The sequence below is a fragment of the Streptomyces sp. NPDC048461 genome (assembly GCF_055587105.1).
Window position 1 is genome coordinate 178,826 of the sequence record NZ_JBVJGW010000016.1, and the last position, 12,428, is coordinate 191,253.

A 12,428-nucleotide genomic window follows, 5' to 3' on the forward strand; every position below is an offset into this window, starting at 1 on the left:
CCGGCCGCAGTTCCGACCTCGGCCCGGGCCCCGGCGGGTCAGCCCGCCGGGGCCCGGGCGGCCAGGGGCAGGGCCGCCCAGATGACCTTGCCGCCGGTCGAGGTGTGCTCGACGTCGCAGACCCCGCCGGCCTCCAGCGTGATCTCCCGCACCAGGAGCAGGCCCCGCCCGCCGGTCTGGCCGAAATCGGCTTCCAGGGCCTTGGGGCGGTACGGGTGGTCGTCCTCGACGGCGACCCGTACCCATTCCCGGCCGATCGCCACCTCGACCGCGACCTCCGGCGAGAGCAGGGCGGCGTGCCGGACCGAGTTCGTCACCAGCTCGGAGACGATCAGCAGCAGGGAGTACACCAGGTCCTGCTGGACCGGCACCCCTTGCCGGCCGAGGAGCTCGCGGACCGCGCGGCGCGCCTGCGGAACGGATTCTTCTACTGCGGGAGCGGTGAATCGCCACACTCCCTCGTAGGCGAGGGGGTCGGCCGCACCCTCCGGCTCCCCCTCCCCGGTCGGCGGGACGCTCCCGCTGTCGTCCATCTTCCGTCCCCCGTCTTCACGCTCGATCGTCTCCACGCGTCAAGAGTGGGGACCAGCCTGGTCCGGACCGGACCGCTGACCATAAGTCAGCGTCATTCGGACGCTTTCTGACCGTCGGCGCATGACGGAGTCAGTTGTTCGACTGTTCCTGATCTTCTGCCGGTCGCTTCTCGGCCGTCCCCCGAGTCCCGCCCACCGCGCCCGCCTCGGCCGACACCTCGTCCTCCCTGACCAACCCCAGGATGCGCCGGGCCCCCATGCCCAGCGCCACCAGGCTCAGGCCATCGAACAGCAGGGCGAGGGAGAAGAAGGTTCCGATCACGTACAGGCTGTTGCCGGGCCAGTTGGACAGGATCAGGACGCCCAGCAGGACCCCGAAGGCGCCCTGGACGAGCGCGAGCCCGAAGTTGCTGCCGCGCACCACGAGCGAACCGACCAGACGGAACAGTCCGCCGGTGAGGAAGAGCAGCGCGGCGAACATGGTGAGCGCCTCGGCGCTCGCCTCCGGGCGGCGCAGGATCACGAAGCCGGCCGCGATGTTGACCGCGGCGACGATGACGGCCAGCCAGAAGTAGTTGCTCTTGCGCGACTGCACGGCCTGCAGCAGCCCCACCACGCCGCCGATGAGCAGCAGCCACCCGAAGAGGAACATCGAGGTCAGCGTGGCCACGCTGGTGTAGACGAGGCCGACCAGACCCGCCAGGACGAGGATCACCCCGAGCGCGGTCAGCAGTCCGAAGCTGCGGCCCAGCTTCTTCTTCTCCTGCTGGGGCTCCCGGCCCTTCGCCTCGGTACGGTCTGCGCCCATGAGCGTGCCACCTCCTCGCACCCCCCGGGGACGGACTCCCTTGATCATAGGAGCGGGCGCCCGGGATAGCATCCGGCGCATGGACGCAGCCCTGGACGCAGCCTCGGACGCGGTGCCCGGTGCGGCCCTCCGGCACACGGTCGCCGGCGGAGTCGCCACCGTCGTCATCTCGCACCCCGCCAAGCGCAATGCGATGACGGCCGCCATGTGGCGGGCGCTCCCCCGGCTGCTGGACGGTTTCGCGGCCGATCCCGCCGTACGGGCGCTCGTCCTGACCGGCGACGGCCCGACCTTCTGCGCGGGGGCGGACATCTCCTCCCTGACCGGGGACGACGACCCCCAGGCCCTGGCCGTGCTGGCCGAGGAGGCCCTGGCCGCCTTCCCGAAGCCGACGCTCGCGGCGGTCCGCGGGTTCTGCGTCGGCGGGGGCGGCCAGCTCGCCGCCGCCTGCGACCTGCGGTTCGCGGAGGAGGGTGCGTCGTTCGGGGTGACCCCGGCGAAGCTCGGCATCGTCTACCCGGCCTCTTCCACCCGGCGCCTCGCGTCGGTGGTGGGCCCGGCGTGGGCCAAGTACCTGCTCTTCTCGGCGGAGCTGGTCGACGCGGAGACGGCGCTGCGCGCCGGATTCCTCAACGAGCTGCTGCCGGCCGGGCAGCTGGACAAGCGGATCGCGGAGTTCACCCGGATCCTGGTCTCGCGCTCGCAGCTGACGCAGGCGGCGGCCAAGGAGTTCGCGGACGGACGCACCGACCGGGACGCGTACTGGGCGGGCCAGGCGGCCGGGAGCGACGACACCGCGGAAGGCGTCGCCGCGTTCCTCTCCCGCCGCCCGCCCGTCTTCACGTGGACGCCGGACCCGGGCGCTACTGCGGGCTGAGCCCCCGCAGGCGTGCGACGAGCTCGGCCGGGGCCTTGTCCGGCGAACCCGCGTCGTAGGGCGGCTGGGGGTCGTACTCGGTCATCAGCTGGACGGTCTGCGCGACCTCGTCACCGGCGATCCTGCCGAGCAGGGTCAGCCCCATGTCGATCCCGGAGGACACCCCGGCGGCGGTGACGTACTTCCCGTCGAAGACCACCCGCTCCCCCGTGGGTTCGGCCCCGAAGCGCGGCAGCCGGTCCAGGTAGAGCCAGTGCCCGGCCGACCGGCGCCCGTCGAGCAGGCCGGCCGCGGCGAGCAGCAGCGAGCCGGTGCAGACGGACGTGGTCCAGGTGGTGGTCGCGTCCACGGCCCGCAGCCAGTCGAGGACGACGGGGTTCTCCATCTCCACCTCCGGGTGCGGCCCGCCGGGCACGATCACGATGTCGGGCCGCGTCACCTCGCCGAGCGCCTTGTCCGCGACGAGCGCGAGCGCCCCGCTGTCGGTGCGCACCGGACCGGGGCGCTCGGCGACGAACACGGTCTCGGCGCCGGGAAGCCGGCCGAGGGTGTCGAAGGGGCCGATGGCGTCGAGGGCGGTGAAGCGGTCGTAGAGCAGTACGGCGATCTGCATGGCTCCTCCGGAGCGGTGGGGTGGTCGGGCGGGTGGGGTGGGCGGGTGGTCGCATCGTCGGGTGATCGGGTGGTCGCATCGTCGGGGCGTCGGGGCGTCGGGGCGTCGGGCTCGGACAGGGGCGGAGCACCCCCTCACGGGGTGCCGAAGCGGCGGCGGTACTCGGCCGGGGGCTGGCCCAGGGTCTTCACGAAGGCCCGCCGCAGCGCCTCCGGCGTCCCGTACCCGCAGGCCCGGGAGATCTGCGCGATGCCCTCGCCGCCCTCCTCCAGGAGCCTGCGCGCGTGCTCCACGCGCACCCGTTCCACGTACCGTCCCGGCGTCACCCCCGTCTCCGCCCGGAAGGCCCGGGCGAAGTGGCGCGGCGAGAGGCGGGCCCGCAGGGCCAGGGCCTCGACGCTCAGGTCGCCGCCGGGGTGCTCGGTGATCCAGTGCTGTACGTCGCGCAGCGGCTCGCGCCGTGCCGTCTGGGCCGCCAGCTGCGCGCTGAACTGGGCCTGACTGCCCGGTCTGCGCAGGAACACCACCAGGTGGCGGGCGATCGTGAGCGCCACGTCCCGCCCGTGGTCCTCCTCGACGAGCGCCAGGGCCAGGTCGATCCCGGCCGTGACCCCGGCCGAGGTGGCCACCGGCCCGTCCCGCACGTAGATGGGGTCGGGCTCGACGGTGACGGCCGGGTAGTCGCGCGCCATCTGCTCGCACGCGTTCCAGTGGGTGGTGGCCCGGCGCCCGTCGAGCAGCCCGGCCTCGGCCAGCAGCAGCCCGCCCGTGCACACCGACACCAGCCGCTCCGCGGCGCCGGCCCGGGCGCGGAGCCAGTCGGTCAGCCTCGGTTCGAAGTCGGCCGTGTACCGGCCGCCGGGGACCAGCAGCGTGGTGCCGGGCCCCGGCCGGGCGCTCTCCAGGTCCCCGTCGGGCACCAGGGTCAGGCCGCTGCCCGTGCGGACCGGGGCGCCGCCCGGGGACACCGTGCGGATCGTGTAACCGGTCAGGCCGGGGAAGCGGGACACGGCGTCGAACACCTCGACCGGTCCGGTGACGTCCAGGCTCTGCACCCCGTCGTACAGGACGGCGAGCACGTTTCGCGACGGCATGCACCCATGGTGTGACGCGGGGCCGGTGGCCGCAATGACGGGTGTCCCACCTTTGCTGCCACGGGGCGGCCGCGCCTCGGCCGCCAGGGAGACGGTCGTGCGCGCGGCCGCCGCGCGGACCCGCGCAGCCGCCGTCGCCGCGGACGCCCCCGCCCCCGCGCGCCGGGGACGTCCGCGGCAGTGCCATCCTGGTCGGACCGCCCGAGGATCCGGAGTACCCCCTGAACACCATCGCCGCCGAGTTCCTGTCGGCCGTCCTCCTCCTCGGAGTGCTCGCCTTCGCCGTGCTGCGCCCGCGCGGCCTTCCCGAGGCCGCGGCCGCCGTCCCCGCGGCCGGGCTGCTCGTCGCGCTCGGCGTGGTGTCCCCCGACGACGCGTGGCAGCAGGTGCGGGAACTGCTGCCGGTGGTCGGCTTCCTCGCCGTGATCCTGGCCCTGGCGCAGCTGTGCGCCGACGAGGGGCTGTTCCGCGCCGCCGGGGACGCCGTGGCCCGGCGTGCGGCGGGCCGCGGGCCGGTCGCGCTGCTCGGCGGGGTGTTCGCGGTGGCCTCCGTGGTGACGGCCTCGCTCAGCCTGGACGCGACCGTGGTGCTGCTGACCCCGGTGGTGCTGGCGACCGCCGCGCGGCTGGGCGCCCGGTCCCGGCCGCACGTCCTGGCCACCGCGCACCTCGCGAACTCGGCCTCCCTGCTCCTGCCGGTGTCCAACCTCACCAACCTGCTGGCCTTCGCCGCGAGCGGGCTGTCCTTCACCCGGTTCGCGGCCCTGATGACCCTGCCGTGGCTCGCGGCGATCGGGGTGGAGTACGCGGTGTTCCGCCGCTGGTTCCGGGCCGATCTGGCGGCGCCGCCGGAGCACGTCCCCGAGGCCGCCGAGCCGGTTCCGGTGCCGCGCTTCGCGCTCTGGGTGCTCGGGCTGTCCCTGGCGGGGTTCGCCGTGGCCTCCTTCGCGGGGGCGAGCCCGGCCTGGGCGGCCCTCGCGGGCGCGGTGGTGCTCTCCGTACGGGCGCTGCGGCGCCGGGAGACGACCCTGCGCCGGATCGGGAGCTCCGCCGCACCCGCCTTCTGCCTGTTCGTGCTGGCCCTGGGCGTGGTGGTGCGGGCCGTGGTGGACCACGGGCTGGGCGATGCCCTGGCCCGGATCCTGCCGTCCGGGGAGTCCCTCGCCGCGCTGCTGGCGATCGCGGGGGTGGCCGCCGTACTGGCCAACCTGATCAACAACCTGCCCGCGGTGCTGGCGCTGCTCCCGCTGGCCGCCCCCGCCGGGCCCGGGCCGGTGCTGGCCGTGCTGATCGGCGTGAACATCGGCCCGAACCTGACCTACGCCGGTTCGCTGGCCACCCTGCTGTGGCGGCGGATCCTGCACGCGCACGACGACCGGGTCTCCCTCGGGGAGTTCACCCGACTCGGTCTGGTCACCACACCGGCCGCCCTCGTCGTCGCCGTGGCCGCCCTGTGGGCGGGCCTGCGGCTGGTCGGGGTGTGAGGGCCGGGCCCGGATAGGATCGGCAGATCATGACTGCAACCCTCGTCGCCAAGAAGCTCACCGCCGCGCACGGCGAGCGCACCCTCTTCGCCGATCTCGACCTCGTCGTCGCGCCCGGTGACGTCATCGGTCTCGTCGGCGTCAACGGCGCCGGGAAGTCCACCCTGCTGCGGATGCTCGCCGGGCTGGACGCTCCCGAGACCGGTGAGCTGCGCCTCTCCCCGCCGAGCGCCGCCGTGGGCCACCTCCCGCAGGAGCCGGACCGCCGGCCCGGGGAGTCCGTACGGGAGTTCCTGGCCCGGCGCACGGGCGTGGCGGCGGCGCAGGCGGAGCTGGACGAGGCGACGCAGGGCCTGGTGGACGGCACCCCGGGCGCGGACGACGCCTACGCGACGGCACTGGACCAGTGGCTGAACCTCGGCGGCGCCGACCTCGACGAGCGCGCCCAGGAGGTCGCGGACGACCTCGGGCTGGCGGTCGGCCTGGACCTGCCGATGACGGCGCTCTCCGGCGGGCAGGCGGCCCGGGCCGGCCTCGCCTCGCTGCTGCTGTCCCGGTACGACGTGTTCCTGCTGGACGAGCCGACCAACGACCTGGACCTGGACGGCCTGGAGCGGCTGGAGCAGTTCGTGAAGGGGCTGCGCGCCGGCACGGTCGTCATCAGCCACGACCGCGAGTTCCTGACCCGGACGGTCACCAAGGTCCTCGAACTCGACCTGGCCCAGCAGGAGATCAACCTCTACGGCGGCGGCTACGACTCTTACCTGGAGGAGCGCGAGCGGGCCCGCGGCCACGCCCGCGAGGAGTTCGAGGAGTACGCGGGCAAGAAGTCGGCCCTGGAGGGCCGGGCCCAGATGCAGCGCAACTGGATGGACAAGGGCGTGCGCAACGCCCGCCGCAAGTCGAGCGACAACGACAAGATCGGCAAGAACCTGCGCGGCGAGTCCAGCGAGAAGCAGGCCGCGAAGGCCCGCCAGACGCAGCGCGCGATCGAGCGCCTCGACGTCGTCGAGGAGCCGCGCAAGGAGTGGGAGCTGCGCATGGAGATCGCGACGGCCCCGCGCTCCGGCGCGGTGGTGGCCACCCTGCGCGAGGCGGCCGTCACCCGCGGGGACTTCGCCTTCGGACCGGCCAGCCTGCAGATCGACTGGGCGGACCGGGTGGCGATCACCGGGGCCAACGGCGCGGGCAAGTCCACGCTCCTCGCCGTCCTGCTGGGCCGGCTCGCGCCGGACTCGGGTGCGGCGACGCTCGGCTCCGGCGTCCTGGTCGGCGAGGTCGACCAGGCGCGCGGGCTGTTCCTCGGCGGCGAACCGCTGCTGGAGGCGTTCTGCGCGGCGGTCCCGGACACCGAGCCCGCCGAAGTCCGCACGCTGCTGGCCAAGTTCGGGCTGAAGGCGGCCCACGTGCTGCGGCCGGCGGCCACCCTCTCGCCGGGCGAGCGCACCCGTGCGGCGCTGGCACTGCTCCAGGGCCGCGGGGTCAACCTGCTGGTCCTGGACGAGCCCACGAACCACCTGGACCTGCCGGCGATCGAGCAGCTGGAAGCCGCTCTGGAGACCTACGAGGGCACGCTGCTCCTCGTCACGCACGACCGCCGCATGCTGGACGCGGTCCAGGTGACCCGTCGCCTGCGCGTCGCGGACGGCAAGGTCACCGAGCTGTAGCCGCAGCGCGGCCGGCGCCGTCAGTGCGCGGCGTCGGCCGGGGGACGCCGCGTGCGGGCCATCCGCCGGGCGACGAAACCGCGCGGGAGGTGGCGGGCAGCGAGCGCGTACGCCCGGTAGCGGCGGCCGGTGATGCTGATCGGGCGGCGCCGGGCGAGGTCCTTCAGGGCCGTGGCCACCACGGCGTCCGGCTCCAGCCATACGGCGTCGCGCAGGGCGCTGACGTCCATCCCGGCCCGCGCCTGGAACTCGGTGCGGGTGAAGCCGGGGACCACCGCCAGGACCCGGACCCCGTACGGCTCCATGTCCACCCGGAGCGACTCGCTGAACGCGGTGACCCACGCCTTGGCCGCGCCGTACGTCCCGGTCGGCAGCAGGCCCGCCACCGAGGACACGTTCAGCACCGCGCCCCGGCGCCGCTCGCGCAGCCCGGGCGCCACCGCGTGGGTGAGCCGCAGCGGGACCCTGACCAGCAGGTCGAGCATCCGCTCCTCGTCCTCGACGGGGCTGTACGGGAAGGGCGCGGGCAGCCCGAAGCCGGCGTTGTTGACCAGGACGTCCACGGGCGCCGCCCGGTCGGTGAGCCGCTCCACGACCGCGGCCAGGCCCCCTTCCGTCAGCAGGTCCGCGGGCAGTACCTCGGCGGTCACGCCGTACGCGCGGCCGAGCCGCTCGGCGACGGCGTCCAGCCGCTCCTTGTCGCGGGCCACGAGCACCAGGCCGCAGCCCTTGGCGGCGAAGCCGCGCGCGAACGCCTCGCCCAGGCCGGCGCTGGCGCCGGTGATCAGTACGGTGGTCAAGGGGGGTCACTTCCTCGCGGTGGTGCGGTTCACGGGGTGGCGGAGGCGGCGGCCGGCGAGACGTACGCCCGGGCCACGTCGACGAGGAACCGGGCCTCGTCCTCCAGGTCCCCGCCGCCCTCGGAGGTCTGGATGGCGGCGGGCAGTTCCAGGGCGGCCGCCTCCGCGCTCTGTCCGGGCAGCCCGGCCAGTTTGGCCCGGCGGGCTTCCCGCAGTACGCGGGCCAGCGCGGCCGCGGTGCGGCGCTGCTCGGGGACCCCGGCGCCGGCGACGTGGGTGCGGGCGAGTTCCAGGGCGCCCGGGGCGACGTGCTCGCCGAGGATCAGGATCGCGTCGCGGGTCTCGATGACCTTGCGGTAGACGAGCAGGTTGCGCGGGACGGGCGGCCACAGCAGCTCGACGACCCGGCCGGCCCGCGGTTTGGTGAGCGCGACGTGCGGAACGGCCTGGACCAGGTCGCGCCAGAGCGGCCACAGCCGCCAGGCCGTGACGACGTCGGCGGCGGTGCGCCGGAAGGTGAACAGGGTCGGCACCAGGATCGCGGCGGCGCGCAGCAGGCCGTGCAGGTTCATCAGCAGCGGCAGCGCGGGCATCGCCCACGTGCTGCCGGTCAGGGCCTTGAGCAGGTACGCCAGCCAGAACAGCCCGGCGAGGGCCGTGCCGAGGCCGAACAGCCGCAGCCCGGCCGCCAGCGGGCGGCTCTCGGTGCGGCGGCTGTAGCGCCAGCACAGGGCGACGCAGACGGTGTTGGCGATCACGTGCGCGGAGATCAGGACCAGCCAGTACGCCAGGGAGGGCACCGGTTCGCCGGTCGGCGGCATGGTGTGCGTGCCGTGTCCGGGAGCGGCGGTGTCCAGGACGACGAGGGCGGCCAGCCAGGCGACCGTGGCGGCGCCGGAGGCGAGTTGGAGCCGTCGGCCGCGGGTGGTGGCGGCGACGAAGTAGAGCACGGCGCCGGCCGACAGCACCCCGATGAGGTTGCGGACGAGGCCGATGGAGTGCGCGTACCCCGGGTCGCGGCCCATCGCGTAGGCGACGACGGAGGGGAGGTTCAGGGTCATCGCGGCGGCGGCGGTGGCGACGGCGAGCCACAGGCCGCGCTGGTGCGGGGAGCGCAGCGCGCCGGGAGCGCGCAGCAGGACGGCGAGCCACAGGCAGACGACGCTCGGGACGGCGAGCCAGTCGCCGAAGGCGGTCAGGTCAGCTGCCATCGTTCCCCCGCTCGTACCCCATGGCGGACTCCAGCCGGGCGAGGATGCCGCCGGGCCGGGCCGCGGACGGGGGGCGCGCGTGCACCGTACGGATGCGGATCATGCTGGCGAGCATCTCCGCCTCCCGCTCCTGGCGGGTGGTGTAGTTGGTGCGCCCCAGCACGGTGGGGGCGCCGCCGTCGGCCTCGTCCCCCTCCAGCGAGTGGTGGCCGAACAGGATGTGGCCGAGCTCGTGGAGGACGATGTGCTCCCGGTGCAGCGGGGTGGTCTGTGCCTCGTAGAAGACGTAGTCGATGCTCGCGGTGCCGACCCAGAGCCCGCAGACCCCGGACTCCGCGGCTTCCCTGGGCAGCGGGTGCAGCCGGATGGGGCGGCCGCGCTGCTCGGCGATCCGGTCGCAGAGCGCGTCGAGGGAGAACGGACGGGTGAGATCCAGATGGCCGAGAATGTTCTCGCACCTCTTGCGCAGGCTGAGTTGCCGGTGGGGCATGTGATCCCTCTTCGGACCCTTTCCGGGGCAGCGTCGGTAGGCGTGTGGGGGCATGGGCATGGCGTCCTGTGCCTTCAAGGCGGCCTCGGGGAAAACGGTCCTGAGGGGGGAAACGCGGAAGCCCGTTCGCCGGGTGACGAACGGGCGTTCCACCATGCCTACAGATCTTGTACGGGCGTTGGCAAGGCACCCTCCGCTGCGGGGAGGCTATTCGGCCATTCCGTACGGGTGCCGCGGGCGCCGGGGTGGCTTCAACGGCGCGGCGCGGTCACCGCGGTCACCGCGGTCACCGCTTGCGGCGCTCGTCGGGGCCGGTGAGGCCGGCGCGGCGCAGGGCGTCGGCCATGGCGCTGTTCGCCGGGGCCGGGGCGGAGGCGCCGGGACGCTGGCCCTGACCGCGCCGGCTCTGGCCGCCCTGGTCCTGGTTCCGCTGTCCTTGGCCGCCCTGGCCCTGGCCCCGCTGGCCCTGGCCGGCCGGTGCCTGACCGCGCTGGCCCTGGCCGCCGCTCTGGCCGCCGTTCTGGCCGCCGCTCTGGCCGCGCTGCTGCGGGGGCCGGCCGCCGCCCCGCCGTTCCTCGCGCTGGCGGGGTGCGCCGGGGGCACGCTCCGCCCCGGGCTCGTCGTCGATGCGCAGGGTGAGCGAGATCCGCTTGCGCGGGATGTCGACCTCCATGACCTTGACCCGGACGATGTCGCCGGGCTTGACCACGTCGCGCGGGTCCTTGACGAAGGTCTTCGACAGGGCCGAGACGTGCGCCAGGCCGTCCTGGTGGACCCCGATGTCGATGAAGGCGCCGAAGGCGGCCACGTTGGTGACCACGCCCTCCAGGATCATCCCGGGGGCCAGGTCGCCGATCTTCTCCACGCCCTCCTTGAAGGTGGCCGTCTTGAAGGCGGGGCGGGGGTCCCGGCCCGGCTTCTCCAGCTCGCGCAGGATGTCCGTGACCGTGGGCAGGCCGAAGGCCGCGGTGACGAACTGCTCGGGCCGCAGGGAGCGCAGCACGCCGGTGTTGCCGATCAGGGCCGCCACCTCGCCTCCCGCCGTCTTGCCCATGGCCCGGACCACCGGGTAGGCCTCGGGGTGCACGGCCGAGGAGTCCAGCGGGTCGTCCCCGTCGCGGATCCGCAGGAAGCCCGCGCACTGCTCGTACGCCTTCGGGCCGAGACGGGCGACGTCCTTGAGGCCCTTGCGGCTGCGGAAGGGGCCGTTGGCGTCGCGGTGGGCGACGATGTTCTCGGCCAGCCCGCCGCTGATGCCCGACACGCGGGAGAGCAGGGGCGCGGAGGCCGTGTTGACGTCCACGCCGACGCCGTTCACACAGTCCTCGACGACCGTGTCGAGCGAGCGCGAGAGCTTCACCTCGGCCAGGTCGTGCTGGTACTGGCCGACGCCGATCGACTTCGGGTCGATCTTCACGAGCTCGGCGAGCGGGTCCTGGAGCCGCCGGGCGATGGAGACGGCGCCGCGCAACGACACGTCCATGTCGGGGAGTTCCTGCGAGGCGAAGGCCGAGGCCGAGTACACGGAGGCGCCCGCCTCGGAGACCATCACCTTGGTGAGCCGGAGCTCGGGGTGGCGGGCGATGAGGTCCGCGGCCAGTTTGTCGGTCTCGCGGGAGGCGGTGCCGTTGCCGATGGCGATCAGCTCGACCGCGTGCTGCTCGGCGAGGCGGGCCAGCTGGGCGAGGGACTGGTCCCACTTGTTGGCGGGGACGTGCGGGTAGATCACCTCCGTGGCGACGACCTTGCCGGTGGCGTCCACGACCGCGACCTTGACGCCGGTGCGGAAGCCCGGGTCGAGGCCGAGCGTGGCCCGGGTGCCAGCGGGCGCCGCGAGCAGCAGGTCGCGCAGGTTGGCCGCGAAGACCCGTACGGCCTCGTCCTCGGCGGCCTGGCGCAGGCGCGTGCGGAGGTCGATGCCGAGGTGCACCTGGATCTTGGTGCGCCAGGCCCAGCGGACGGTGTCGGCCAGCCACTTGTCGCCCGGCCGGCCGCGGTCGTTCACCCCGGCGCGGCGGGCGATCATGCCCTCGTACGTGGAGGGGCCGGGGGCGTCCGCGTCCTCGGGGGCCTCCGGCTCCAGGTCGAGGACGAGGACGTCCTCCTTCTCGCCGCGCAGCATGGCGAGCACGCGGTGGGAGGGCAGCGCCGTGAACGGCTCGGCGAAGTCGAAGTAGTCGGCGAACTTGGCGCCCGCCTCCTCCTTGCCCTCGCGGACCTTCGCGGCGAGCCGACCGCGGCCCCACATGCGCTCGCGCAGTTCGCCGATCAGGTCGGCGTCCTCGGCGAACTTCTCGGTGAGGATGGCGCGGGCGCCCTCCATGGCGGCCGCCGCGTCGGCGACCCCCTTGTCACCGTCGACGAACGCGGCGGCGGCGACGGCCGGTTCGACCGACGGATCGGCCAGCAGGCCCTCGGCGAGCGGCTCCAGGCCCGCCTCGCGGGCGATCTGCGCCTTGGTGCGCCGCTTGGGCTTGAAGGGCAGGTAGATGTCCTCCAGCCGGGCCTTGGTGTCGGCGGCGTTGATCCGCGCCTCCAGGTCGGCGTCGAGCTTGCCCTGCTCCCGTACGGAGTCCAGGATCGCGGCGCGCCGGTCCTCCAGTTCCCGCAGGTACCGCAGCCGCTCCTCGAGGGTGCGCAGCTGGGCGTCGTCGAGCATCTCGGTCGCTTCCTTGCGGTAGCGCGCGATGAACGGCACGGTGGAGCCGCCGTCGAGCAGCTCTACGGCGGCCTTGACCTGCCGTTCCCGTACGCCGAGCTCCTCGGCGATCCTGCATTCGATGGACGTCGTCACGATCGGGTCCCGCCTGCCTTCGTTTGCACTGGAAGGCTGCCAATTGTGGCAGGTGGC

The 12,428-nt window shown here is 74.2% G+C and carries 11 protein-coding genes; 3 read left to right on the top strand and 8 right to left on the bottom strand.

Features of this window, described 5'->3' with window-relative positions:
* Window positions 1-38: 38 nt before the first annotated feature.
* Together ACZ6S8_RS26155 and ACZ6S8_RS26160 are read right to left on the bottom strand one after the other, a co-directional pair.
* Entirely contained in the window at window positions 39-569 is a 531-nt protein-coding gene (locus ACZ6S8_RS26155; protein WP_469459650.1) for an ATP-binding protein, read from the bottom strand.
* A 94-nt stretch (window positions 570-663) separates the two neighbouring features.
* Window positions 664-1,341 carry an HdeD family acid-resistance protein gene (locus tag ACZ6S8_RS26160; protein ID WP_469459652.1) on the bottom strand — a complete coding sequence of 226 codons (678 nt, stop codon included), beginning with the start codon at window positions 1,339-1,341 and terminating at the stop codon, window positions 664-666.
* A 79-nt stretch (window positions 1,342-1,420) separates the two neighbouring features.
* Here ACZ6S8_RS26160 and ACZ6S8_RS26165 point away from each other — a divergent pair, with 79 nt between their 5' ends.
* Window positions 1,421-2,218 (top strand): enoyl-CoA hydratase/isomerase family protein, encoded by a 798-nt coding sequence (locus ACZ6S8_RS26165; RefSeq protein WP_469459654.1) that lies wholly within the window; start codon window positions 1,421-1,423, stop codon window positions 2,216-2,218.
* On the opposite strand, the gene ACZ6S8_RS26170 is transcribed toward ACZ6S8_RS26165, so the two are convergent.
* Both ACZ6S8_RS26170 and ACZ6S8_RS26175 read right to left on the bottom strand, forming a co-directional pair.
* Window positions 2,205-2,831, bottom strand: coding sequence for a DJ-1/PfpI family protein (locus ACZ6S8_RS26170; protein ID WP_469459656.1), 627 nt, complete (start codon window positions 2,829-2,831; stop codon window positions 2,205-2,207). The two genes, ACZ6S8_RS26165 and ACZ6S8_RS26170, sit on opposite strands and share 14 nt — an antisense overlap.
* Window positions 2,832-2,965: 134 nt before the next feature.
* Entirely contained in the window at window positions 2,966-3,925 is a 960-nt protein-coding gene (locus ACZ6S8_RS26175) for a GlxA family transcriptional regulator (protein ID WP_469459658.1), read from the bottom strand.
* A 245-nt stretch (window positions 3,926-4,170) separates the two neighbouring features.
* On the opposite strand from ACZ6S8_RS26175, the gene ACZ6S8_RS26180 reads away from it, so the two are divergent.
* On the top strand, window positions 4,171-5,409 hold the full coding sequence (locus ACZ6S8_RS26180; protein ID WP_469459732.1) for an SLC13 family permease: 1,239 nt from the start codon (window positions 4,171-4,173) through the stop codon (window positions 5,407-5,409).
* Between the two features lie 29 nt (window positions 5,410-5,438).
* Window positions 5,439-7,076 carry an ABC-F family ATP-binding cassette domain-containing protein gene (locus tag ACZ6S8_RS26185; protein WP_469459660.1) on the top strand — a complete coding sequence of 546 codons (1,638 nt, stop codon included), beginning with the start codon at window positions 5,439-5,441 and terminating at the stop codon, window positions 7,074-7,076.
* 20 nt (window positions 7,077-7,096) lie between these two features.
* Here ACZ6S8_RS26185 and ACZ6S8_RS26190 read toward each other — a convergent pair whose 3' ends face one another.
* From ACZ6S8_RS26190 to ACZ6S8_RS26205, 4 genes are all read right to left on the bottom strand, one after another.
* On the bottom strand, window positions 7,097-7,876 hold the full coding sequence (locus ACZ6S8_RS26190; RefSeq protein ID WP_469459661.1) for an SDR family NAD(P)-dependent oxidoreductase: 780 nt from the start codon (window positions 7,874-7,876) through the stop codon (window positions 7,097-7,099).
* A gap of 29 nt (window positions 7,877-7,905) precedes the next feature.
* Window positions 7,906-9,087, bottom strand: coding sequence for an MAB_1171c family putative transporter (locus ACZ6S8_RS26195; RefSeq protein WP_469459663.1), 1,182 nt, complete (start codon window positions 9,085-9,087; stop codon window positions 7,906-7,908).
* Window positions 9,077-9,577: a hypothetical protein gene (locus ACZ6S8_RS26200; protein ID WP_469459665.1), complete on the bottom strand. Its 501-nt coding sequence runs from the start codon at window positions 9,575-9,577 to the stop codon at window positions 9,077-9,079. Before ACZ6S8_RS26200 ends, ACZ6S8_RS26195 begins: the two co-directional genes overlap by 11 nt.
* Before the next feature lie 286 nt (window positions 9,578-9,863).
* Window positions 9,864-12,371 carry a Tex family protein gene (locus tag ACZ6S8_RS26205; protein WP_469459667.1) on the bottom strand — a complete coding sequence of 836 codons (2,508 nt, stop codon included), beginning with the start codon at window positions 12,369-12,371 and terminating at the stop codon, window positions 9,864-9,866.
* Between the last annotated feature and the right edge of the window lie 57 nt (window positions 12,372-12,428).

What these genes read in the sequence shown, in the direction of transcription:
- ACZ6S8_RS26160 (WP_469459652.1), bottom strand. Translation starts at nt 1,341, where the DNA reads ATGGGCGCAGACCGTACCGAGGCGAAGGGCCGGGAGCCCCAGCAGGAG.
- ACZ6S8_RS26165 (WP_469459654.1), top strand. Translation starts at nt 1,421, where the DNA reads ATGGACGCAGCCCTGGACGCAGCCTCGGACGCGGTGCCCGGTGCGGCC.
- ACZ6S8_RS26170 (WP_469459656.1), bottom strand. Translation starts at nt 2,831, where the DNA reads ATGCAGATCGCCGTACTGCTCTACGACCGCTTCACCGCCCTCGACGCC.
- ACZ6S8_RS26175 (WP_469459658.1), bottom strand. Translation starts at nt 3,925, where the DNA reads ATGCCGTCGCGAAACGTGCTCGCCGTCCTGTACGACGGGGTGCAGAGC.
- ACZ6S8_RS26185 (WP_469459660.1), top strand. Translation starts at nt 5,439, where the DNA reads ATGACTGCAACCCTCGTCGCCAAGAAGCTCACCGCCGCGCACGGCGAG.
- ACZ6S8_RS26195 (WP_469459663.1), bottom strand. Translation starts at nt 9,087, where the DNA reads ATGGCAGCTGACCTGACCGCCTTCGGCGACTGGCTCGCCGTCCCGAGC.
- ACZ6S8_RS26200 (WP_469459665.1), bottom strand. Translation starts at nt 9,577, where the DNA reads ATGCCCCACCGGCAACTCAGCCTGCGCAAGAGGTGCGAGAACATTCTC.